The following is a 22520-nucleotide window of genomic DNA, read 5'->3' as shown; positions in this document are numbered from 1 at the left end:
CGCCTCGGATCCGTGTCCGGCAGTGTGTCCGTGCCGACGCGCTGTGACTAGAGTCACACCGATGATGCCCGGCCGGGTGCGGACGGAACTGCAACTGTCCGCCGCGGCCGGCGCCCTGGGGGTCCTGCTCGCCGCGCTCTCGGCCGGGGCCGGGCTCGGGCCGGCGGGGTGGGTGGCCGGCGGCGTGTACGGCACCGGTCTGTGGGTGCTGCTGGCCGCCGCCGCACGGCGGGCCGGCACCGCCACGCTGGGACCGGCCGACCTGGTCACGCTGGCGCGCGCGGTGCTGGTGGGGGGCGCCGCCGCCCTGGTCACCGACGGGCTCCGGGACGGCGACGTCGCTCGCGCGGCCCTCGTCCTCGTCTCCTCGGTCGCGCTGGCCCTCGACGCGGTGGACGGCCGGGTGGCGCGGCGCAGCGGGACGACGTCGGCCCTCGGCGCCCGCTTCGACATGGAGGTCGACAGCGTCCTCGTCCTGGTCCTGAGCGTCGTCGTGGCCACGGCGCTGGGCCCGTGGGTGCTCGTCATCGGCGCGATGCGCTACGCCTTCGTCGCGGCGAGCTGGGCCGCGCCGTGGCTGCGGGCGCCGCTGCCGACGCGGCGCTCCGCCAAGGCCGTGGCCGCGCTGCAGGGCGTCGTCCTGGTGACCGCCGCCGCCGACGTGCTCCCCCGTCCGGTCGCGGCCGCGCTGGTGGGGGTGGCGCTGGCGCTGCTGGTCTGGTCCTTCGGCCGGTCGGTGCGCTGGCTGCGGCGGCACACCCGCTCCCCGGCACCCGCCGAGGACCCGGGGCCCGCGGTGTGGCGCCGGTTCCTGGCGGTGGCGGTCACCGCGCTGGCCGGCGGCCTCGTGCTCGTCGCCCTGGTCGCCCCGCCCGAGCCGGCGTCGCTGACCCCCGGCGCCTTCGTGCGCATCCCGGTCGAGGGGCTCGTCGGCGCCGCCGTCCTGCTGGTCGTGCCGGGCCGGTCCCGGCGGGTCGTCGCCGTGCTCGGCGGGCTCGCCCTCGGTGCACTGGCCCTGCTCAAGGTCCTCGACGCGGGGTTCACCGCGTTCCTCGGCCGGCCGTTCGACCCGGTCGTCGACTGGACGACGATCGGCCTGGCGGTGGCCTACGTCGACGGGGCGAGCGGCCGCGCCGCGGCGACCGGCGCCGTGGTCGCCGCGGTCGGCACCGCCGCCGCGGTGCTCGTGCTCCTGCCGGCCGCGGTGCTGCGGCTCTCGCGGCTGCTCCGCCGGCGGCGGTCGGCCGCGGCGCGGACCCTGGCCGCGCTGGGCACCGCGTGGGTGGTCTGCGCCGTGCTCGGCGCCCAGCTGGTCCCCAACGTGCCCGTCGCGGCCGCCACCGCGGCGGCCATGGTCCACGACCGGGTGGCGCAGGTGCGGGCGGACCTGCGGGACCGGCAGGCCTTCGCCGCGCAGGTGGGGGTGGACGCCTTCGCCGGCGTGCCCGGCGAGCAGTTGCTGACCGCGCTGCGCGGCAAGGACGTCGTCCTGGCCGTCGTGGAGAGCTACGGGAGGGCCGCGGCCCAGGACCCCGGCGTCGGCGCCGCGCTGGACGAGGGCACCGGGCGGCTGGCCGCGGCCGGGTTCTCCGCCCGGAGCGCCTTCCTCACCTCACCCACCACCGGCGCCTACAGCTGGCTGGCGCACTCCACGCTGCAGTCCGGCCTGTGGGTCGACGACGAGGAGCGCTACCGCACGCTGGTGGCCGCCGACCGGCTCACGCTGACCCGCGCCTTCGACCGCGCCGGCTGGCGCACCGTCGCGGTGATGCCGGGGACCACCCGGGCGTGGCCGGAGGCGGCGTTCTACGGCTACGACCGCGTCTACGCCGCCGCCGACCTGGGCTACCGCGGCCCGGACCACGGCTGGCCGACCATCCCCGACCAGTTCACCCTGGCCGCCTTCGAGCGCCTGGAGCACGCCGCGCCGGACCGCCCGCCGCTGATGGCGGAGGTCGTCCTCACCACCAGTCACGCGCCCTGGCAGTTCATCCCCCGGATCGTCGGCTGGGACGAGGTCGGCGACGGCTCGGTCTTCGACGGCATGCCGGCCGAGGGCGAGCCGGACGCCCTCTGGCGGGCCGACCGGTCCCGTCTGCAGGACGCCCACCGCCGGTCGGTCGAGTACACCCTCGGCTGCCTCGTCTCCTTCGTGACCGCCCGCGGGGACGACGACCTCGTGCTCGTCGTCGTCGGCGACCACCAGGCCCCGCTGGTCACCCCCGCCGACGCCGGCGCGGACGTGCCGATCACCGTCGTGACCCGGGACCGGGCCGTGCTGGACCGCGTCGCCGGCTGGGGGTGGCAGGAGGGGCTGCGCCCGGGGCCGGGCGCGCCCGTGGCCCGGATGGACACCTTCCGCGATCGGTTCCTCACCACCTTCGGCCCCGGCTAGTCGAAGGACCCCGTCCGCCCCACCCCTCGCAGGCCCGGGGCGGTGCCCTGGACGGGGCCACCACCGCGCCGGCTCAGCGCACCGGCCAGGGCCGCCAGGTGCGGGTCGGCCCGGCGGTGGTCCTGCGCGGTCCACACCAGCCCCACCGCGGCGCTGACCAGCCCCCAGTCCCGGGCCCGCTCCGCCGGCACCCCCAGCGCCGCGGCCAGCAGCGTCACCCGGCGGTCCACGAGCCCGGCGAGGCCGGGCAGCGCGGCCCACGGTCGCGGCGGGTTGAGCAGCGCCGTCCCCGCGTCCAGCGCGGGTTCGGCCCACACGCCGTGCGGGTCGACCGCCACCCAGTCCTCCCCGTCGCGCAGCACGTTGGCGGGGTGCAGGTCGCCGTGGCAGAGCACCGGGGCGGCCGCGGTGGCCAGCAACCGCTCGAGCGCGTCGGCCGCCCGCGCGGTCAACCCCGCGGGCACCAGCGGGTGGCCGTCGCGCAGGAGGGCGATCCGGCGCCGGCCGTCGGGCACGCCGTCCGGGCGTGCCGCACCGCTGCCGTGCAGCCGGCGGGCGACCGCGGCCAGCACGGGCAGTGCCTCGTCGTCGGGCAGCCCGCACAGGTCCGTGCCGGGCCGGGCGGCGCGCAGCAGCAGCGCCGCGGTCCCGCCGTCGTCGGGCACGGCGGCCAGCAGGTCGACCGCGCCGCAGCCGCGCCACGCGGCCAGCGTCGCCGCCTCCGAGTCGAGCGCACCGGCCGGGGCCAGCTTGAGCACGACCGCCGCGCCGTCGGACCGGACGGCGGGGGCCACCCAGGCGGAGGTCGCCGGGAAGGGGAGCCCCACGTCGAGCGCCCAGCGCGCCGCCGCCCGCTCGACCGCGGCGGGCAGGCCGGCGAGCCACGCGCGCCCGACCGCACCGTGGACGTCGCCCACCGCCGCGGACAGCGCGGGCGGGACCACGACGGCGGTCATGCCGTCAGGCTCGCCCCACGGAGCTCAGCCCGCCAGGCGCTCCACCGCGGCGGCGATGCGGTCGTCGGTCGCGGTCAGCGCCATGCGCACGTGGCGGGCCCCGGCCGGCCCGTAGAAGGTGCCCGGGGCGGCGACGATCCCGAGACCGGCCAGCCAGTCGATCGTCGTCCAGCAGTCCTCGTCCCGGGTGACCCAGAGGTACAACCCGGCCTCGGAGTGGTCGATCCGGGCACCGGCCCGCCGGAGCGCGGCGGCCAGCTGCTCCCGGCGCGCCCGGTACCGCTCCCGCTGCGCGTCGACGTGCGCGTCGTCGGCCAGCCCGGCGGTCATGGCGACCTGCACCGGGGTGGGCACCAGCAGGCCGAGGTGCCGGCGGACCTCCCACACGGTTCGCACCAGCGTCGGGTCCCCGGACAGCAGACCGGCCCGGTACCCCGCCGCGGTGGACTGCTTGGACAGCGAGTGCACCGCCAGCAGGCCGGTGTGGTCGGGCCCGGCGACGTCGGGGTGCAGGATCGAGCGCGGCGCGACGTCCCAGCCGAGGGTGATGTAGCACTCGTCGGCGACGACCGGGATGCCGTGCGCCCGGCCCCACGCCACCCACGCCCGCAGCTGGTCGTCGGTCAGGACCCGTCCGTGCGGGTTGCCCGGGGAGTTCAGCCAGGCCAGCACGATGCCGGTCGCGTCGTCCGGCGGCGTGTCGGTGCGGCGCACCGCGAGGCCGGCCAGCACCGCGCCGACCTCGTAGGTCGGGTAGGCGACCTCGGGGACGACGACGGTGCCCCCGCCGCGCAGGCCCAGCATCGTGGGCAGCAGCGCGACCAGCTCCTTGGAGCCGATGGTGGGGATCACCGACGGGTCGGCACCCAGCGGGTCGGCCAGGTGGACGCCGAGCCGGCGCCGCAGCCACTCCGCCGCCGCCGTCCGCACGTCGGTGGTGCCCAGCGCGGTCGGGTAGCCCGGGGCGTTGCCGGCACCGGCCAGCGCCGCGGCGAGCACGTCAGGGGTGTCGTCGACCGGCGTCCCGATGGAGAGGTCGACGACGCCGCCCGGGTGCCGGGCCGCCTTGGCCCGCGCCCCGACCAGGGAGTCCCAGGGGAAGTCCGGCAGCCGGCCGGCCGCCGTCCCCTCGACGGTGGTCGTCAGTGCCCTTCCGCCTGGGGCGGCAGCGCGGCCACGAGCGGGTGGTCCTTGGCGATCTTGCCGGTCTTCGCGGCGCCGCCGGGGCTGCCCAGGTCGGAGAAGAACTCCACGTTGGCGTTGTAGAAGTCCTTCCACTTGTCCGGGACGTCGTCCTCGTAGTAGATGGCCTCCACCGGGCACACCGGCTCGCAGGCGCCGCAGTCCACGCACTCGTCGGGGTGGATGTAGAGCATCCGGTCGCCCTCGTAGATGCAGTCCACCGGGCACTCGTCGATGCACGCCTTGTCGAGGACGTCGACGCAGGGCTGGGTGATGACGTAGGTCACGGTGGTTCCCTCCCGGGGACGCGCAGGCAGTGACCGCCGGATCGCCGGGGTCGTCGTTCGCGAGATCAGTATGGCGCGTCGCCCGCGTGCCGGGCGCGACGGGTGGCCCGCCGCACCCCCGCGGGGGGAGGCCCGCCGCGGGGCAGCAGGATCGGGCCATGGGACAGAGCCGCTCGCCCCTCGACGTCGCCGACCTCGAACGCCTCGCGGCGCGGGGCTGGCGCGCGCCGGAGGAGGCCGCGCTGGGCCAGTGGCTGCTCCGCGCCGCCGGCGGGTTCACCGGGCGGGCCAACTCCGCCCTGGTCGTGGGCGACCCCGGCCTGCCCCTGCCCGACGCCGTGGCCGCCGTCGCCGCCTGGTACGCCGAGCGGGGCCTCCCCGCGGTCGCGATGCTGCCCGGCCGCCAGTCCCGGGCCGCCGACGCCGCGTTCGCCGAGGCCGGCTGGGACCGGGACGAGGACGTGCTGGTGCTCACCGCGCCGCTGTCGGTCCCCCCGGCGGACGGCGTCCCCGTCGACCTCTCCCCCGTGCCCGACGACGCGTGGCTGGCCGGCTACCGGCACCGCGGCCGGCCGCTGCCGCCGTCGGCCCCCGCGGTCCTCACCAACGCCGAGGACGTCGTCTTCGCCTCGGTCCGGCTCGACCCCGCGCCGGCACCGCTGGCCGCCGTCGCGCGCGGGGTGCTCACCGACGGGTGGCTGGGGGTCTCCGCGGTCACCGTCGAGGAGGAGCACCGCCGCCGCGGCCTGGCCACGGCGGTCATGGCCGCCGTGCAGCGCTGGGCCGCCGGGCGCGGCGCGCAGTGGGTGTACCTCCAGGTCTCGGCGGACAACGCCCCCGCCCGGGCCCTCTACCGGAAGGCCGGCTTCATCGAGCACCACCGCTACCACTACCGCTCCGCGGCCGGCTGACCGGCGCAGCGAGCACCCGGCCCACGGCGAAGGCGGCGGCGACCACGCCCAGCAGCAGGAAGGCGAGGTTGACGAAGCCGGAGAACCCGCCGCCGGTGATCAGCAGGTCGCCCTCGGGACGCCGGATGCTGGCCGCGACGGCGACGGTGAGCCAGACCAGCGCCGGCAGCGCCGCGAGGACCCGGGACCCGGTGAGCCGGGCGGCCAGCGGCACGAGCAGCAGGTTGCCCGCGACGGCGGCGGCGACCGACACGGGCACCAGCACCCCGGCCACCCGCAGCGGCAGCCAGAAGACCTCGACCAGCGCCAGCCACCCGGCGAGCACCGCGACCAGCAGCGCACTCCCGGTGCGGCGGATCATCCGGGGAGACCGGCGAACAGGTCGTCCTCCCAGCCGTCGGGTCCGACCGGGCCGCGCTCCCCGCGGACCAGCCGGTAGTACTCGGTGCCCAGGACCTCCTGGCCGAGGTTGTTCGACAGCGCGAAGAACGGGCCGTCGACGGTGATCTGGGTGGCGTGCGCGCGCATCGCGGCGTCCTTGCGGTCGGCGTACGCCTTGCCGTCCACGGCCGCGGCGACCAGCTCGTCGGGGACGGCGAACGGGATCTCGTCGACCTCACCGAGCGAGTCGAACGGGGACGCCTCGCCCAGCGCCCGCATCGCCTCGATGCCCTGGCGCAGCACCGAGCGCGGCATGCAGCACCAGTAGACCTTGGTGACCTCCCACGCGGGGCCGAGGTCGGGGCGGAAGCCGGGGTCGGCGGCGGCCTCCACCGCGCGCATGGCGACGCGGTGGGCCTGGATGTGGTCGGGGTGGCCGTAGCCGCCGTTCTCGTCGTAGGTCACCACGACCTGCGGCCGCACCTCCCGGACGACGGCGACCGCGTGCCCGACCGCCTCGTCGAGGTCGGCCCGCCAGAAGGCGCGCGGCTTGTCGTTCGCCGGCGTCCCCATCATCCCGGAGTCCCGGTAGCGCCCCGGGCCGCCGAGGAAGCGCCAGTCGGTCACCCCGAGGGCCGCCATCGCCGCGCCGAGCTCGCTGATCCGGTACCCGCCGAGCTGGTCGGCGTGGTCGGGGGCCAGCAGCTCGAGCTCGGGGACGAGCACCTCGCCCTCCTCGCCCAGGGTGCAGGTCAGCAGCGTGACCGCGGCCCCCTCGGCGACGTAGCGGGCCATCGTGGCCCCGTTGTTGATCGTCTCGTCGTCGGGGTGGGCGTGCACGAGCAGCAGGCGTCGGTCAGCGGTCACGGTCGGCCATTCTCCCCGGGTCCTGACGAGCCGCGATCATGGCCCCGGGACCACCCCGGGCACCCCGGGAGTGGATCCGGCCCCGTGATCGTCGGGTACTGCTACTCCGCGTCGACGGGGACGACCGTGCGGGCCTCGGCGAAGTGGCACGCCGACGGGTGGCCCTGGCCGCGATCGACCAGCGCCGGGGCCTCCTCCGCGCAGATGTCCTGGGCCTTCCAGCAGCGGGTGCGGAACCGGCAGCCCGAGGGCGGGTTGGCCGGGCTGGGGACGTCGCCCTGCAGCAGGATCCGGTCCTTCTGCCCGCGCAGGGCCGGCTCGTGCAGCGGCACCGACGACAGCAGCGCCTGCGTGTAGGGGTGCGACGGCGAGGTGTAGACCTGCTCGTCGGTGCCCTCCTCGACGATGCTGCCGAGGTACATCACCGCGACCCGGTCGGAGATGTGCCGCACCACCGACAGGTCGTGCGCGATGAACAGGTAGGACAGGCCGAAGTCGTCCTGCAGGTCCTCGAGCAGGTTGACCACCTGCGCCTGCACCGAGACGTCGAGGGCCGACACCGGCTCGTCGCAGACGATGATCTCCGGCTGCAGGGCGAGGGCCCGCGCGATGCCGATGCGCTGCCGCTGGCCACCGGAGAACTGGTGCGGGTAGCGGTTGACGTAGTCGGGGTTGAGCCCGACCCGGTCGAGCAGCTCCTGGGTGCGCTGCAGCCGGCCCTTGCGCGGGGCGACGTCGGAGTGCACGGCCCAGCCCTCGGCGACGATGTCGCCCACGGTCATCCGCGGGTTCAGCGACGCGTACGGGTCCTGGAAGATGATCTGGACCTCGCGGCGGTAGTCCTTGAGCGCACGGCCGCCGAGCTTCGCGACGTCCTTGCCCTTGTAGACGATCGACCCGGCGGTCGGCTTCTCCAGCGCGACCAGCAACTTCGACACCGTCGACTTGCCGCAGCCCGACTCCCCCACCAGGCCGACGGTCTCGCCGCGGCGCATGGTCAGGTTGACGCCGTCCACGGCGCGGACGTGACCGATGGTCCGCTTGAAGACCACGCCCTGGGTGAGCGGGAAGTGCTTCTTCAGGTCACGGATCTCCAGCAGCGTCTCGCCGATGGCGCCGCGCCGGCCCGCGGTCGTGGCGGCCGTGCTCCCGGAGCCGTCGTCAGGCACCGCGCGCCGGTGCGCTCCTCGCTCGTTGCTCGCCGCGGTGCTCCCGGAGCTGTCGTCAGGCACCGAGGACCTCCTCGCTGTAGTGGCAGGCCGCCTCGCGGCCCGGGACGACCAGGCGCAGCGGCGGGACGTCGGTGGCGCACTCCCGGCCGGGGGCCGCGTCGGCACCCAGCCGGCGGCGCGAGCACCGCGGGTGGAACGGGCAGCCGCTGGGGATCGCGGCGAGGTTCGGCGGCTGGCCGGCGATCGGCAGCAGCCGCCCGCCCTTGGCCTCCACCTGCGGCACCGAGCTCATCAGCCCGTCGGTGTAGGGGTGCGCCGGGTCGGAGAAGACGTCGTCCACGGTGCCCCGCTCGACGATCCGCCCGGCGTACATGACCGCGACGTTGTCGGCCACCTCGTTGACCACGCCCAGGTCGTGGGTGATGAGGATCAGCCCCATCCCGGTCTCCCGCTGCAGGTCCTTGAGCAGGTCCATGACCTGCGCCTGCACGGTGACGTCGAGGGCGGTCGTGGGCTCGTCGGCGATGAGCACCCGGGGGTCGAGGGCGATCGCCATGGCGATCATGACCCGCTGGCGCATGCCGCCGGAGAACTGGTGCGGGTAGTCGTTCACCCGGGAGGCGGCCGCCGGGATGCGCACGCGGTCCATCAGCTCGACGGCGCGCTTCTTGGCGTCCTTCTTCGACATCCCGCGGTGGGCGCGGAACATCTCGCCGATCTGGTAGCCCACGCTGTACACGGGGTTCAGCGACGACAGGGCGTCCTGGAAGATCATCGAGATCCCCGGGCCGCGCACCTTCCGCTGCTCCTCGGGGGACTGCTCGAGCAGGTCCTTGCCGTCGAACCAGATCCCGCCGCCGGTGATCACCGCGGGCGGGGTGTCGAGGATGCCCATGATCGCCTGCGCGGAGACCGACTTGCCGGACCCGGACTCGCCGAGGATGGCCAGCGTCTCCCCCGCCGCCAGGCTGTAGCTGACGCCGTTGACGGCGCTGACCACGCCGGAGCGGGTGCGGAACTCGACGTGCAGGTCGTCGACCTCGAGCACCGGGGCCCCCGCCTCGGGCGCCGGGGCGGTCGCGTCGGACAGGTCGGGGTGGGTCATGCGCGCTGCCTCGGGTCCAGGGCGTCGCGCAGGGCGTCGCCCATCATGATGAAGGCCATCACGGTCAGGGTCAGGACGATGCTGGGGAACAGCACCAGGTGCGGGGCGCTGCGGATGGAGTCCTGGCCGGTCGCGATCTGCAGCCCCCAGGAGATCGCCGGCCGCTGCAGCCCGACGCCGAGGAAGGTCAGTGTCGCCTCGGCGGCGATGAGCACCCCGATGGTGATGGTCGTGTAGACGAGCACCGGGGCGACCGCGTTCGGGAGGATGTGCCGGACCAGGATCCGGCTGTTCGACGCCCCCATGGCCCGGGCCGCGGCGACGTAGTCGGAGCTCTTCACCGCGATCACCTGCGAGCGCACCAGCCGCATGGCCGTCATCCAGCCGAACAGCGCCAGGGCCAGCGCCACCGCGCCGGGACCCCGGCTGTTGATGATCGGGATGCTCGTCTCGGGGCCCACCCGCAGCAGCACCAGCGCGCCGAGGATGAGCGGCAGCGCGTAGAAGATGTCGGCGATCCGCGACAGCACCCCGTCGGTCACCCCGCCGAAGTAGCCGGCGATGGCCCCGACGACGACGCCGAGCACCAGGACGACGAGGACGGCGAACACGCCGATGATCAGCGAGTTGCGGGCCCCGTAGACGACGTTGGCCAGGTAGTCGCAGCCCTGCACGTCGTAGCCGAACCAGTGGTCGGCCGAGGGCAGCGCCTTGGAGTTGGCCAGGTCGCAGGCCCGCGGGTCGACGCCGCGGGCGAACAGCTGCGGCACGATCGCCATGAGGACGAAGACCAGGCACAGCACGGCGCCGATCCAGAACAGCGGGTTGCGCTTGAGCTCGCCCCAGGCGTCGCTCCACAGGCTGTTCTGCCGCGCCTCGGTGACGTCGACCGACGGCGCGGCCAGCCCGGTGGTGGTGCCGGCCTCGACCTCGTCGTGCCGCAGGTCCATCTGCTGCTGATCAGTCATAGCGGATCCTCGGGTCGAGGACGGCGTAGAGCACGTCGACCACCAGGTTGAAGAAGATGAAGAAGAAGACCATCAACGTCACGATGCCGACGACGACCGCGCCCTCCTGGGAGCGCACGGAGTCGAAGACCTCGCGCCCGATGCCGGGCAGGTTGAAGACCGTCTCGGTGACGATCGCGCCGCCGAGCAGCGTGCCGATGTCGGCGCCGATGAAGGTGACCACCGGGATCAGGCTGTTCCGGAGCGTGTGCCGGACGATCACCGTCCGGTTGGGCAGGCCCTTGGCCTTCGCCGTCCGGACGTAGTCGGCGCGCAGGTTCTCCGCGACGCTGGTGCGGGTCAGCCGGGCCACGTAGGCCAGCGAGCCGGAGGCGAGCACCAGGCCCGGGAGGATGTAGCTGTAGAGGCCCTCGCGGGTGCCGGCGATGGGGAACCAGCCGAGCTTGAGGCCGAACAGCAGCTGGGCGATGAAGGCCAGCACCAGGATGGGGATCGAGACCACCAGGGTGGTGGACACCAGCACCAGGTTGTCGAAGAAGCTGTTGCGGCGGATGCCGGCGAGCACGCCGGCGACGAGACCGATGACCGCCTCGAAGACCACGGCGACGAGGGCGAGCTTGACGGTGACCGGGAGGGTCCGCTCGATCGTGTCGAGGACCGGCCGACCGCGGAAGTCCGTGCCCAGGTCGCCCTGAAAGAGGCCCTTGAGGTACTCCCAGTACTGCACCCACAGCGGGTCGTTGAGGTGGAACCGCTCACGGAGGACCTCGACGACCGCGGGTGAGACGGGGCGGTCCCCGGCGAGGGCCCGGATGGGGTCGCCCGGGAGGGCGTACACCATCCCGAAGATCAGGAAGGACGCGCCGAGCAGTACCGGGATGGTGAGCAGCAGGCGGCGCGCGACGTAGCGGCCCATGGTCCCCCTCGGGTCGTCGTGCCAGCGCGGGATCGGCCGGTGGCACGGAGTCCATCGTGCCCGGTACGGGGCACGTGCGCCGCCGGGGGCGACCGTCCTGCTCGGACGGGCGCCCCCGGCGGGTGGTGCGGTCCTGCTCGGCGTCAGCCGGTGACGGTGACCTCCGACCACACCGGCCGCTGGAACAGGTCGATCCGGACGTTGTCCACGTTCTCGGTGTGCACCGTCTGGATCTTGGTGAAGAACATCGGGATGTTCGGCATGTCCTCGGCGATGAGGTCCTCGGCCTGCTGGTAGGCGGCGATGGCCTCGTCCTCGCTGGCCGCCGAGTCACCCTGCGCGATCAGGGCGTCGACCTGCGGGTTGGAGTAGAAGCTGTAGTTCGAGCCGATGGGCGGGAACGACGACGGCGAGAAGAGCGGGGTCAGGTAGCTCTCCGCAGCCGGGTAGTCGAAGCTCCAGCCGTACCGGAACGGACCGGTGAAGCCCTTCTGCTCACCCAGCGGCAGGTACTGGGAGAAGTCCAGGTTCCCCTGCAGCTGGAAGTCCACGCCGAGGTTCTGCCGCAGCTGGTTGCCCACCGCCTCCATCCACGCGTCGTGGCCGGCACCGGCGTTGAACCACAGGTCGACCGGCTGGCTGCGGTCGAACCCGGCCTCGTCGAGGAGCTGGTTGGCCCGGTCGACGTCGAAGGTGCAGTAGGCGCAGGCGCCCTCGCGGTAGCCGTCGACGACCGGCGAGACGAACGAGTCGGCCGGGGACCGGGTCCCGGAGAAGATGGCGTCGGAGATCGCCTGCCGGTCGACGGCCATCGAGATGGCCTGGCGGACCCGCTTGTCGGCGAAGCGCGGGTCGTAGGTCGGCATGCCGAGGTAGGTGATCTGCGAGACCTCGGTCTCGATGAACCCGTCCCCGAAGGAGTCCCTGGCCGACTCGATGACGTCCGGCGGGATGACGTCGACGATGTCGACGTTGCCGTCCTGCGCGTCGGTGTAGGCGGTGGCCGAGTCCGCGTAGACGACGAACTCCATGCCGTCGGCCTGGGCCTTGTCGTCACCGGCGTAGTCGTCGTACCGGGTCAGGGTGATGCCCTGGCCGGGGACGTACTCGCTGTCGGCCTGGAAGGGGCCGTTGCCGATCGGGCGGGTGCCGAAGGCCTCCGGGTCCTCGAAGAAGGCGTCCGGCAGCGGGTCGAACGAGCTGTAGCCGACGACCGCCGGGAAGAGCCGGAACGGTGCGCCCAGCGCCACCGTGAAGGTGCGCTCGTCGACGACCGCCAGCCCGCTCAGCTCCTGCGCGGCGCCGTCCTGGAGCTCCTGGAACCCGGCGATGCGGGACAGGTAGGAGCCGCCGTCCTGCGCGTTGGCGGGGTTGGCGGTGTAGTTCCAGGCGTCGACGAAGGACTGCGCGTCGACCGGCGTCCCGTCGTGGAACGTCCAGCCGTCCTTGAGCGTGATCGTCCAGTTCTGGTTGTCGTCGGACTCGATCGACTCCGCGACGCCGTTGTACTCGACCTCACCCTCGGCGGAGTACGTGACCAGGCCGGTCCAGAGCGCGGCGATGACCTTGGCGCCCTCGCTCTCGGTGGTGTTGCCCGGCACGAGGGGGCTCTTCGGCTCACCGATGTAAGCGGTGAACGTGCCGCCGCCCGCGCCGCCATCGCCGGATCCGCCACCGTCGTCGCTGCCGCCACAGGCGGACAGGACCATCGCGCCGGTCAGACCGACGGCGATGAGCGCAGCAGAGCGCTTGCTCAACTTCACGTGCAATGCCTCCCTCGTCCCGCTGCGCGGGGGGAACGGACTGGTTCTCCAGCAGCCAGCGCCTGAGGCCGGCCGCCGGGGGTCGTGCTGACAGGTACCGAGAGTCTGGCCGGTACGTCGCCGGACCCTAGGCGGGCCTCGCGAAGAGCGTCCACGACCGTCATCGACTTGTGACCTCTGCTCAGGATCTCACAGGGTGGAATGCCACTTGCAGAGACCAACCCCCCCCTCCACCCGCAGGAGTTGCGGCCGAGGACCCGCACCGCCGCAAGACTTACGCCGCGCAGGCGCCCGGGTGTCGGGATCGCCCGGTCGGGGTACCACCCCCACTCGACCGAGGAGAGGAGACCGACATGAGCGGCATGGACAAGATGAAGAACAAGGCCGAGGAGCTGTCCGGCAAGGGCAAGGAGGCCGTCGGCAACGCGACCGGCGACCGCGACCTCCAGGCCGAGGGCCAGGCCGACCAGGCATCGGGCAACCTCAAGCAGGCCGGCGAGAAGGTCAAGGACGTCTTCAAGTAGTAGAAGGGCCCCGCTGCCCCCCACGCCTCGCAGGCTCGGCGCGGGTCCCTGCAGCGGGGCCGTTCCAACACGTCACCAGGGCGCCGTTCCTCACCGGGATGGCGCCCGCGGCGTGTCATAGGCGGGCGAGGAGGGCGCGGACGGCGGGCAGCAGCGGGCGGTCGGCCGGGATCCAGTCCAGCCCCTCGAGCTCGCCGGCGGTCAGCCAGCGCAGCTCCGCGTGCTCGTGCGCGGTGAGCTCCTGCCCCTCGGCGATCCGGCCCCACCACACCCGCAGGGTCGACGCCCCCGGCAGCCCGCCGGCCACCACGCCGTCGAGGACGACCTCGCCGAGGAACGCCTGGGGGACGACGGCCACCCCCAGCTCCTCGGCGATCTCGCGCACCAGCGCCGCGAGGTCGTCCTCCCCCGGCTCCACCTTGCCCCCGGGGAACTCCCAGAAGCCGTCGTAGGGCCCGCCGGAGCGCTGAGCCACCAGGACCCGGTCGCCCTCGACCAGCGCGGCCCCGACCACCTGGACGACGTCGAGCGCCCGCCGGGCCGCCGCGGCCGCGTAGGCGTCGAGGTGCGCCTGCATCGCGCGCAGCACCCGCCGCCGCAGCAGCCGGTCGAGCACCCAGCCCAGCGGCCCCGGCAGCGTGGTCGCCCAGTCGACCTGCTCGTCGACGAGCGTGCCCGCGCCGGTCGCGGTGAACCGCCGGGAGTGGGTGAGCCAGCGCCAGCCCCGGTCGGGGGCCGCGGCGTACACGTCCCGCAGCGGCCGGACCGAGACGACCTCCTCCAACGGCTCGCGCCACGGGCGGCCCAGGGAGCGGGCGACGTCGAACGCCACGGTCAGCGGCGCCTCCACCAGGGTGGTGAATCGCAGCTGGGACACGGGTCAACACTGGCAGACAGGGCAGGATGGCCCTCGTGCGCATCACCGCCCGGGTGGACTACGCCGTCCGCGCCGCCGTCGAACTGGCCGCGGCGGCGCCCGGCGCCCTCACCTGCGACCGCATCGCCACCGCGCAGGACATCCCCGGCCGCTTCCTCCAGTCCATCCTCGGCGACCTGCAGCACGCCCGGCTGGTGACCAGCCAGCGGGGCCGGGAGGGCGGCTACCGGCTCGCGCTGCCGCCGCAGGAGATCTCCATCGCGCGGGTCATGCGGGTCGAGCAGGGGTTCCTCGCCGAGGTCCACGGTCAGCGGCCGGAGGACGTCGAGTACCCGGGCCACGCCGCGCCGCTGGCGTCGGTGTGGGTGGCGGCGCGCGAGGCCTACCGGCGGGTGCTGGAGGAGGTCACCCTCGCCGACGTGGTCGCCGGCAAGCTGCCCGGGCCGGTCGCCGAGCTGGCCGCCCTGGAGGAGGCGTGGCGGTCCTTCGCCCAGGACCGCCCCGAGTGAGCCCGGGTCCACGGCCCTCCCCGCGCCTGGGTGAGACTGACGGCATGGCAGGCACGCAGCAGCGCGGCGTCACCGTGTTCCTCACGGGGCTGTCCGGCGCGGGGAAGTCCACCATCGCCGACGCGCTCGTCGCCGACCTGGAGGCCGAGGGCCGACCGGTGACCGTCCTGGACGGCGACGTCGTCCGCACGCACCTGTCCAGCGAGCTGTCCTTCTCGCGCGAGCACCGCGACCTCAACATCCGGCGGATCGGCTTCGTCGCCGGCGAGGTCGTCAAGCACGGCGGGACGGTCGTCGTCGCGGCCATCGCCCCGTACGAGGCGGCCCGTGAGGAGGCCCGCGCGCTCGTCGAGGAGCACGGCCGCTTCGTGCTCGTCCACCTCGCCACGCCGCTGGAGGTGTGCGAGGGCCGGGACGTGAAGGGCCTGTACGCGCGCGCCCGGGCCGGGGAGATCCCGGGCTTCACCGGGATCGACGACCCGTACGAGCCACCGGTGCGCGCCGAGGTGGTCATCGACACCTCGGTGACCCCGCTGGCGGAGTCCGTCGCCCGCATCCGTGCCGCCCTCGACGAGACGACCGCGGCTGTCTCCTGAGTCACACTCCTCCGGTCCCGCCGGGTGTGGGACCATGGAGCGCGTGACCGATCGCCGCCTCCTGCTCGTGGCGCGCCGTCACATCGATCTGGCGCTGGTCAGCAGCGCGGTCTGTCGCCTCGCGCGCTGACACCCGGCTCCCCGCGCAGCGATCGGCTGCGCCCCCCGATCTGGCAGCGCCCCCTCCCCGTCCCGGTCCCGGCGCCCGGACGGACGGCGCAGAAGGAAGTGCCCTCGTGACCACCCCCCGCACCAGCAACCGCCCGCAGCGTGGCCAGGGCCAGTGGGCGCTGGGCTACCGCGAGCCGCTCAACCCCAACGAGCGGATGAAGAAGGACTCCGACGGCCTCGAGGTCCGTCAGCGCATCCTCGACATCTACGCGCACACCGGCTTCGGGGGCATCGACCCGAGCGACCTGCGCGGCCGCATGCGCTGGATGGGGCTCTACACCCAGCGGGCGCAGGGCATCCCCGGCGGCAAGACCGCCGTGCTGGAGCCCGAGGAGCTCGAGGACTCCTACTTCATGATGCGGGTGCGCACCGACGGCGGATCGCTGACCAGCGCGCAGCTGCGCACCATCGGGGGCATCAGCACCGAGTTCGGCCGCGACGTCGCCGACGTCACCGACCGGCAGAACATCCAGTACCACTGGATCCGCATCGAGGACGTGCCGGAGATCTGGCGCCGGCTCGAGGCGGTCGGCCTGACCACCACCGAGGCGTGCGGCGACACCCCGCGCGGGATGCTCAACTGCCCGCTGGCCGGCGTCCTCGAGGACGAGGTCATCGACGCGAGCGACGTCATGGCGCAGACCGTCGCCAAGTACGTCGGCAGCCCCGAGTTCAGCAACCTGCCGCGCAAGTGGAAGACGTCGATGTCCGGCTGCGTCGACCACTGCACCGAGCCGGAGATCGACGACGTCTCCTTCGTCGGCGTCCGCAACGAGGCCGGCGAGGCCGGCTACGACCTGTGGGTCGGCGGCGGCCTGTCCACCAACCCCATGTTCGCCCAGCGGGTCGGCGTCTTCGTCCGGCCCGACCAGGTGACCGAGGTGTGGGCCGCGTGCACCTCGATCTTCCGCGACTACGGCTACCGCCGGCAGCGCAACCGCGCGCGGATCAAGTTCCTCATGGCCGACTGGGGCCCGGAGAAGTTCCGTCAGGTGCTGGAGGACGAGTACCTCCACCAGCCCCTCCCCGACGGCCCGGCGGCCGCGGCCCCGAAGCACGCCACCCGCGACCACGTCGGCGTCGCCCGGCAGAAGAACGGCCTCAACGCCGTCGGGTTCGCGCTGCGCACCGGCCGGATCAGCGGCAGCCTGCTGACCCGCATCGCCGAGCTCGCCGACGAGCACGGGCAGGGGCGGACCCGGACGACGACGCAGCAGAAGATGGTCATCCTCGACGTGCCCGACGAGCGCGTGGAGGACCTCGTCGCCTCGCTGGCCGAGCACGACCTGCTGGTGCGGCCGAGCGCCTTCCGCCGCGGCACCATGGCCTGCACCGGCCTGGAGTTCTGCAAGCTCGCGATCGTCGAGACCAAGCAGCACGCCCAGGACCTGTACGCGGAGTTGGAGAAGCGGCTGCCGGACTTCGACGAGCCGATCGGCATCAACGTCAACGGCTGCCCCAACAGCTGCGCCCGGTTCCAGACCGCCGACATCGGGTTCAAGGGCTCGATGGTGCGCGACGACTCCGGCGAGATGGTGGAGGGCTTCCAGGTGCACCTGGGCGGCCACCTCGGCGTCGGAGCCTCCTTCGGCCGCAAGTTCCGCGGCCACAAGGTGACCAAGGCCGAGACCGCCGACTACTGCGAGCGCGTGCTGCGCGGCTACCTCGAGCGGCGGGAGGACGGCGAGACCTTCGCCGCCTACGTCGCCCGTGCAGAAGAGGCCTGGCTGCTCTGAGATGGAGGAGCAACCGCGGGAGGGAAGGACACGGGACCTGCCCGTGTTCTTCTGCCCGTACTGCGGGGACGAGGAACTGACCCCGCACGGGGACGGGAGCGAGTGGCACTGCGCCGCCTGCCTCCGGACCTTCACCGTCCGCCTCACCGGGACAGGAGTGCACCACCCATGACGACCGCCGTCCGGCCCACGCCGGAGCTCGCCGCCGAGGCCGACGCCCGCTTCGAGGGCATCGCCGACCCGGTCGAGCAGGCGCTCGCCGTGCTGCGCTGGGCCGGGGAGACCTTCGGCGACGACTTCGCCGTCACGTCGTCCATGGCCGACGGGCTGCTGGCCCACCTGGCGAGCCGGGCCTTCCCCGGGGTGCACGTGGTCTTCCTCGACACCGGCTACCACTTCGCCGAGACGATCGGCACCCGCGACTGGATCAGCGCCGTCCTGCCGATCACGCTGGTCAACGTCACGCCGCCGCAGACGGTCGCCGAGCAGGACGCCGAGCACGGACCGCGGCTGCACGAGCGCGACCCGGACCTGTGCTGCTCGCTGCGCAAGGTCGCGCCGCTGGCCCGGGTGCTGGCCGGGTACACCGCGTGGGGCTCGGGCGTGCGCCGGGACGAGGCGGCCACCCGCGCGGACACCAAGGTGGTCGACTGGGACGCCAAGCGCGGCATGGTGAAGGTCAACCCGCTCGCCGCCTGGACCCAGGACGACGTGGACGCCTACATCGCCGAGCACCAGGTGCCGGTCAACCCGCTGCAGGAGATCGGCTACGCCTCGATCGGCTGCGCGCCCTGCACCCGTCCGGTGGCCCCGGGAGAGGACCCGCGCGCCGGTCGCTGGGCCGGCCGGAACAAGACGGAGTGCGGCCTGCACCTCTGACGAAGGACCTCGTTCCACCCCGCGCCACGCTCCGCGCGCCGCGGGACCCTGTAACGAGGCCCTTCCAGCACGGCAGACTGACCGGCGTGCCCCGACCGCCGCGCCTGTCCCCCGACGAGCTCACCGCCGCGCTCTCCGCGCTGCCGCTGTGGAGCGGGGACGGCGAGGGCATCCGGCGCAGCGTCGAGCTGCCCGGCTTCCCGGACGCTGTCGCCGCGGTCGTGCGCATCGGCTTCGTGGCCGAGCAGATGGACCACCACCCGGACGTCGACCTGCGCTGGCGCACCCTGCACCTGACGCTGGCCACCCACTCCGTCGGCGGGGTGACCGAGCTCGACCTCGAGCTGGCCCGCCGGATCGACGCGCTCTACCCCGGCTGAGGGCCGATTCCCCGCGGGGCGTCAGCGGATGCCGACCTCCGCCCACTGCAGGTTGTGGTCCGACCCCTGGTAGGCGCGGTCGAAGCGGCCGTCGACGAGCACCAGCTGGTTGCTGTACCTCCACGCGCCCGGCGAGTTCTTGATCATGATGTAGTCGATGCGCGGCGCCGGGTACTGGTAGACGTAGGGCCGGGTCGGGTAGCCGCGGATGCCCAGGTTGTCGACCTGCCGGGTGATGTTGGCGGTGCTCACGCGCGGGTTGGCCCGGCTGGGCGCCGCCGAGGTGTCGTAGTAGCCGCGGGCGCGCAGCTGCTGCTCCGGACCGGTGGTGATCTCGGCGAAGCTGGAGTTGAGGTCGCCCATGAGCAGCACCGGCCGGCCGCCCGCCAGCCCCGTCAGGTAGCGGTCGATGGCCACGGCCTCCCGGTTCCGCAGGGCGGCGTAGCTGGTGGTCCCCGCGTCGGCCGGCAGGTGCACCGCGGCGGCGTAGAAGGTCGCACCGGTCGCCTTGACCCGGAACCGGGCCCAGGAGAAGTACCGGTCGGTCAGGCCGGACGGCCACGCGATGTCCAGCTTGTCCCGCGGCGAGACGAACCCGCCGGCCTCCCGCGTCACGACGTCGGGGTCGTAGAACAGGTGCGCGCCGACGGTGGTGTTCTGCGCGCCGTTGCGGGTCGCGCTGGTCACGCTGTTGGCGATGGCGTAGCCGCCGTTGGCGGGCTTGGCCAGCAGGTCGCGCAGGTCCTCCCACTGCCGGAGACCGTTGCCCAGCCCGGCGTCGGCCGTGGTGGCCTCGAGGGCCGCGACGACGGAGGCACGCGAGTAGGCGATCTCCGCCGCGACCCGGCCGCGCCGGTCCTTCCAGGTGTAGCCCCGCAGCGACGCGCTGGCCGCCACGCTGTGCACGTTCAGCGACGCCACCCGGAGCCGCGCCCCGGTCGGGGTCGTGGTGCCCGCGTAGGCGTACGTGCCGGCCGGCGAGAGCCGGTAGGAGGCGGCCTCGTTCTTGACGGTCGGCATCGCGGTCCCGGCCGTCATCGAGTTGTAGACGGCGACCTTCACGAAGATCGGGTTCCCGGAGCCGGTGCCGAGCTCTTCGCGCAGGGCCGTGGGCACGGTGACCACGACCGACGTGGTGGTCGCGGGGTACCAGCCCGTGTGGAACGGCAGCCGCGTCAGGCTGCCCTCCGCCCCGGCCAGCACGCCGACCTTCGTCGCCCGGCCCTGACCGGTCCAGCTGACCCGGACGGCGTGGGCGCCCGCCGGGACCGCGGTGACCTCCAGCTCGGCGGGGTAGCCGTCGTCCGGCAGCGCCGACAGCACCCGGCTCACGGCCTTGGCCGTCCCGGCGCGCGCGACGACGCGGGCGTAGTACCTGGTGCCGTTGCGCAGGTTCTTCACGAACAGCGACGAGCGGGTCCCGGCGTCGAGCGTGACCGGCCGGCTGAACGACGAGCTGGTGCTGTACTGGACCTGGTACCCGGTGGCGCCGGTGACCTTGCCCCAGGCCACGGTCAGCGAGCGGTCCCCGTAGGCCAGCTTGATCGACGGGGCCGCCATCGCCGCCGCCGCGGGGGGCGCGGTCGCCAGGGTGGCCGCACCGCCCACGACGAGCAGCACCAGCACCAGGCCGAGCCGGACCGCCACCTGTCGCAACCGGGTCATGACACTCCCTCACCGCACGAGACTCGTTCTCGGGTCTCGTCGGCACGCGAGGGCACCGACTGGAGCGCCGGCGGGCACACTCACCCGTTGGTGGGCCGCGGCCGTCCTCGGCCCCGTAGGGGTCCGGTGCCGATGACGCCACCGTCGTCCTCGGGACGACCACGGCCGAGCGCGGGGTGATGCCATCCTGCTGTTGGCAGCTGCCGCCGTTCGTCGGGCCGCCCGGACGGTCGTCCACCCGCCTGTCACCCGATCGGCGGAGTGTGTTCACCGGATCCCGGTCGACAGCGCCGAGCGCCGCCGCACCTGACTACCCTCCGTCAGATGCGACTCACGCCACACCTCGTCGACCCCGGTCCGACGTCGTGACGGAGCTCCCTCACCACGTGCAGCGGCGGACGGGCGTGACTCCGGCACGGCCGGCAGAGCGACAGCGGATCCGCTCGACCAGCATGACGGCACTCTGGAAGCCGGTCACCGCCGCCCTGGCGATCGGCGCCCTCGCTCTGATCGCAACGGTGCTGGCAGCCGAGCGGTTCGACGAGCCCGTGGGGACCTTCACCCGGGACGTGCAGGTGACGGCGGGCATGCCGTGGTACACCGGCGCGCTCAGCCTCTTCACCACCACGGTCTGGGCCGGCGTGACAGCACTGGCTGCCTTCGCCGCATGGCTCGAGGAGGACGAGCGGCGACGGCTGGGGGGACTGGCGGCCCTCGCCGCCCTCCTCATGGCCGATGACGCGCTGCAGGTGCACGACGAGGTCGGACCGCAGAACGGTGTCCCGCAGATCGCCTTCATGGTCGTGTACGCCCTCGCGGCCGCAGCGTTGTCGCTGGCCTTCCTCCGCCGGCCTCGGGCCGCAGCGACGGCGGCCTTCCTCCTCGGTGCCGTGTTCCTCGGGGCTTCGGTCTTCGTCGACCAGCTCCTGCGGCACGCCTTTCTACTCGAGGACGGCGCCAAGCTGCTGGGTGCGCTCGTCTGGCTGACCGTCCCGGTTCTCTCGGTACGCCGACCGGCGAACGGCTGATCGGGGGGTCAGCCCTCGATCGGGAGGACGAGCAGCCGAAGCAGCCGGTCGGCCTCGGCGGCCGGGTCCTCGGTCAGCCCGGTGTGCACCGGCCCCGGCTGGACGACGGTGCTGCGCGGCGCGGTCAGCCAGCGGAACCGCGACCCCAGCGCCTCGCGGCCGGCCGCACCGGACGCGGGGTCGGCCGCGCAGACGTCCGCGGCGGCCTGCAGCGCCCCGCGGATCGCATCGGCGTCGGCGGTGGGGTCCAGCGCGCGCAGCCGGTCGACGTCGAGGTGCACCCGCGACCCCAGGTAGTCGCGCTGCCGGCAGTAGACCAGCACCCCGGCGTTGAGCGACTCGCCCCGCTCCACGCGTGGGACCACCCGCAGCACCGCGTACTCGAAGGTCTCCCGGCTCATCGCTGGGTGACCCCCTCCGGCGGCGGCGGGCCCAGCCAGGACGGCCGGTTCTCCCCGCGCGGCGTCCGGCGGCGGGACCCGCCCGCGGCCGCGGTGGCCACCAGCGGCGGCAGCCAGGCGTCCCGGGCAGCCAGCCGCGCCAGCAGCTGGTCGGCGTAGCGGGCGCGGACGGCGTCCGGGCCCTCCTCCGGCGTCGGCCCCTCCAGCCACGCGTCGGGCACCTGGCCCAGCACCGCCTCGAGCACCGGCCGGGTGACCCGCGGCGCGAGGGCGGCGTCGGCGTCGGCCACCTGCGGCTCGCACTCGACCAGCGCGTGCTGTCCGGCGTCGTAGGGCCGGGCGACCGCGGCGGCGGCACCGGGCCAGTGGTGGTGGAAGGTGAGCGCGGCGCCGTGGTCGATCAGCTGCAGCCGGCCGTGCCAGAAGAGCATGTTGGGGTTGCGCCAGGAACGGTCGACGTTGCCGACGAGCGCGTCGAACCACAGCACCCGGCCGGCCAGCTCCGGCTCCACCGAGGCGACGCCGGCCTCGAAGTCCAGCGCGCCCGGCAGGTAGTCCAGGCCGAGGTTGGTCCCGGCCGAGCGCTGGAGCAGTTCCTGCACCTCCGGGTCGGGCTCCCCCACGGCCAACTCGGGGGCGACGTCCACGGTGACCAGCGCCGGCACCGGCAGCGACAGCGCACGGGCCAGCTCCCCGCACACCACCTCGGCGACCAGGACCTTCACGCCCTGCCCGGCGGCCCGCCACTTGACCACGTACGTGCCGAGGTCGTCGGCCTCCATGAGCCCGGGCAGCGAGCCACCCTCGCGCAGCGGGGTGACGTAGCGGGTGGCGGTGACGGCGGGCAGCAC

Annotated in this window: 23 protein-coding genes; 9 read left to right on the top strand and 14 right to left on the bottom strand. The window is 74.1% G+C overall.

Features of this window, described 5'->3' with window-relative positions; all coding sequences use genetic code 11:
- The first annotated feature begins 61 nt into the window (after positions 1–61).
- The gene (locus ACI789_RS08010) at positions 62–2395 is read left to right on the top strand and encodes a CDP-alcohol phosphatidyltransferase family protein (RefSeq protein ID WP_457007813.1); all 2334 of its coding nucleotides are present in this window, start codon (positions 62–64) and stop codon (positions 2393–2395) included.
- On the opposite strand, the gene ACI789_RS08005 is transcribed toward ACI789_RS08010, so the two are convergent.
- The 3 genes from ACI789_RS08005 to fdxA are packed head-to-tail and all read right to left on the bottom strand — an operon-like array spanning position 2392 to position 4820.
- Entirely contained in the window at positions 2392–3351 is a 960-nt protein-coding gene (locus ACI789_RS08005) for an aminoglycoside phosphotransferase family protein (protein WP_457007811.1), read from the bottom strand. The two genes, ACI789_RS08010 and ACI789_RS08005, sit on opposite strands and share 4 nt — an antisense overlap.
- A gap of 24 nt (positions 3352–3375) precedes the next feature.
- On the bottom strand, positions 3376–4461 hold the full coding sequence (dapC, locus tag ACI789_RS08000; RefSeq protein WP_457007891.1) for a succinyldiaminopimelate transaminase: 1086 nt from the start codon (positions 4459–4461) through the stop codon (positions 3376–3378).
- A gap of 32 nt (positions 4462–4493) precedes the next feature.
- Complete coding sequence (gene fdxA / locus ACI789_RS07995; RefSeq protein ID WP_344689634.1) at positions 4494–4820, bottom strand: ferredoxin; 327 nt, start codon at positions 4818–4820, stop codon at positions 4494–4496.
- A 158-nt stretch (positions 4821–4978) separates the two neighbouring features.
- Here fdxA and ACI789_RS07990 point away from each other — a divergent pair, with 158 nt between their 5' ends.
- Positions 4979–5731: a GNAT family N-acetyltransferase gene (locus tag ACI789_RS07990; RefSeq protein WP_457007809.1), complete on the top strand. Its 753-nt coding sequence runs from the start codon at positions 4979–4981 to the stop codon at positions 5729–5731.
- Here the strand turns inward: ACI789_RS07990 and ACI789_RS07985 are convergent.
- The 7 genes from ACI789_RS07985 to ACI789_RS07955 all read right to left on the bottom strand — a co-directional run bounded on the left by ACI789_RS07985 (position 5688) and on the right by ACI789_RS07955 (position 12903).
- Positions 5688–6092: a hypothetical protein gene (locus tag ACI789_RS07985; protein WP_456918821.1), complete on the bottom strand. Its 405-nt coding sequence runs from the start codon at positions 6090–6092 to the stop codon at positions 5688–5690. The two genes, ACI789_RS07990 and ACI789_RS07985, sit on opposite strands and share 44 nt — an antisense overlap.
- A complete protein-coding gene (mshB, locus tag ACI789_RS07980; protein ID WP_457007807.1) occupies positions 6089–6979 on the bottom strand; it encodes an N-acetyl-1-D-myo-inositol-2-amino-2-deoxy-alpha-D-glucopyranoside deacetylase in 891 nt (296 codons plus the stop codon). The genes ACI789_RS07985 and mshB overlap by 4 nt, the downstream gene beginning before the upstream one ends.
- A 101-nt stretch (positions 6980–7080) precedes the next feature.
- A complete protein-coding gene (locus tag ACI789_RS07975; protein ID WP_457007805.1) occupies positions 7081–8211 on the bottom strand; it encodes an ABC transporter ATP-binding protein in 1131 nt (376 codons plus the stop codon).
- Complete coding sequence (locus ACI789_RS07970; protein ID WP_457007803.1) at positions 8204–9256, bottom strand: ABC transporter ATP-binding protein; 1053 nt, start codon at positions 9254–9256, stop codon at positions 8204–8206. Before ACI789_RS07970 ends, ACI789_RS07975 begins: the two co-directional genes overlap by 8 nt.
- A complete protein-coding gene (locus ACI789_RS07965; RefSeq protein WP_457007801.1) occupies positions 9253–10224 on the bottom strand; it encodes an ABC transporter permease in 972 nt (323 codons plus the stop codon). Before ACI789_RS07965 ends, ACI789_RS07970 begins: the two co-directional genes overlap by 4 nt.
- Entirely contained in the window at positions 10217–11140 is a 924-nt protein-coding gene (locus ACI789_RS07960; RefSeq protein ID WP_457007799.1) for an ABC transporter permease, read from the bottom strand. The genes ACI789_RS07965 and ACI789_RS07960 overlap by 8 nt, the downstream gene beginning before the upstream one ends.
- A 143-nt stretch (positions 11141–11283) precedes the next feature.
- Positions 11284–12903 carry a peptide ABC transporter substrate-binding protein gene (locus tag ACI789_RS07955; RefSeq protein WP_457007797.1) on the bottom strand — a complete coding sequence of 540 codons (1620 nt, stop codon included), beginning with the start codon at positions 12901–12903 and terminating at the stop codon, positions 11284–11286.
- Between the two features lie 353 nt (positions 12904–13256).
- Here ACI789_RS07955 and ACI789_RS07950 point away from each other — a divergent pair, with 353 nt between their 5' ends.
- Entirely contained in the window at positions 13257–13427 is a 171-nt protein-coding gene (locus ACI789_RS07950) for a CsbD family protein (RefSeq protein WP_456918814.1), read from the top strand.
- A gap of 115 nt (positions 13428–13542) precedes the next feature.
- Here ACI789_RS07950 and ACI789_RS07945 read toward each other — a convergent pair whose 3' ends face one another.
- A complete protein-coding gene (locus ACI789_RS07945; protein ID WP_457007795.1) occupies positions 13543–14304 on the bottom strand; it encodes a (deoxy)nucleoside triphosphate pyrophosphohydrolase in 762 nt (253 codons plus the stop codon).
- A gap of 26 nt (positions 14305–14330) precedes the next feature.
- Between ACI789_RS07945 and ACI789_RS07940 the strand changes: the two genes are divergently transcribed.
- The 5 genes from ACI789_RS07940 (at position 14331) to ACI789_RS07920 (ending at position 18575) form a co-directional block, all read left to right on the top strand.
- On the top strand, positions 14331–14813 hold the full coding sequence (locus tag ACI789_RS07940) for an RrF2 family transcriptional regulator (protein ID WP_457007793.1): 483 nt from the start codon (positions 14331–14333) through the stop codon (positions 14811–14813).
- A gap of 44 nt (positions 14814–14857) precedes the next feature.
- The gene (cysC, locus tag ACI789_RS07935) at positions 14858–15409 is read left to right on the top strand and encodes an adenylyl-sulfate kinase (RefSeq protein ID WP_457007791.1); all 552 of its coding nucleotides are present in this window, start codon (positions 14858–14860) and stop codon (positions 15407–15409) included.
- 236 nt (positions 15410–15645) lie between these two features.
- Positions 15646–17316, top strand: a complete 1671-nt coding sequence (locus tag ACI789_RS07930; protein ID WP_457007789.1) for a nitrite/sulfite reductase — start codon at positions 15646–15648, stop codon at positions 17314–17316.
- A 168-nt stretch (positions 17317–17484) separates the two neighbouring features.
- Positions 17485–18195, top strand: a complete 711-nt coding sequence (locus ACI789_RS07925) for a phosphoadenylyl-sulfate reductase (protein WP_457007787.1) — start codon at positions 17485–17487, stop codon at positions 18193–18195.
- An 86-nt stretch (positions 18196–18281) separates the two neighbouring features.
- Positions 18282–18575 (top strand): 4a-hydroxytetrahydrobiopterin dehydratase, encoded by a 294-nt coding sequence (locus ACI789_RS07920; RefSeq protein ID WP_457007785.1) that lies wholly within the window; start codon positions 18282–18284, stop codon positions 18573–18575.
- A 21-nt stretch (positions 18576–18596) separates the two neighbouring features.
- Here ACI789_RS07920 and ACI789_RS07915 read toward each other — a convergent pair whose 3' ends face one another.
- On the bottom strand, positions 18597–20240 hold the full coding sequence (locus ACI789_RS07915) for an endonuclease/exonuclease/phosphatase family protein (protein WP_457007783.1): 1644 nt from the start codon (positions 20238–20240) through the stop codon (positions 18597–18599).
- Positions 20241–20692: 452 nt separating this feature from the next.
- On the opposite strand from ACI789_RS07915, the gene ACI789_RS07910 reads away from it, so the two are divergent.
- Positions 20693–21268 carry a hypothetical protein gene (locus ACI789_RS07910; RefSeq protein ID WP_457007781.1) on the top strand — a complete coding sequence of 192 codons (576 nt, stop codon included), beginning with the start codon at positions 20693–20695 and terminating at the stop codon, positions 21266–21268.
- Positions 21269–21276: 8 nt separating this feature from the next.
- Here the strand turns inward: ACI789_RS07910 and ACI789_RS07905 are convergent, their stop codons facing one another.
- Together ACI789_RS07905 and ACI789_RS07900 are read right to left on the bottom strand one after the other, a co-directional pair.
- Positions 21277–21669, bottom strand: a complete 393-nt coding sequence (locus ACI789_RS07905) for a DUF3037 domain-containing protein (RefSeq protein WP_457007779.1) — start codon at positions 21667–21669, stop codon at positions 21277–21279.
- Positions 21666–22520, bottom strand: coding sequence for a HipA family kinase (locus tag ACI789_RS07900; RefSeq protein WP_457007777.1), 855 nt, complete (start codon positions 22518–22520; stop codon positions 21666–21668). The genes ACI789_RS07905 and ACI789_RS07900 overlap by 4 nt, the downstream gene beginning before the upstream one ends.

The organism is Geodermatophilus sp. SYSU D00965 (assembly GCF_054050075.1).
The sequence above is the reverse complement of the archived record's forward strand: the minus strand, read 5'-3'. Positions and strand labels throughout refer to the sequence as shown.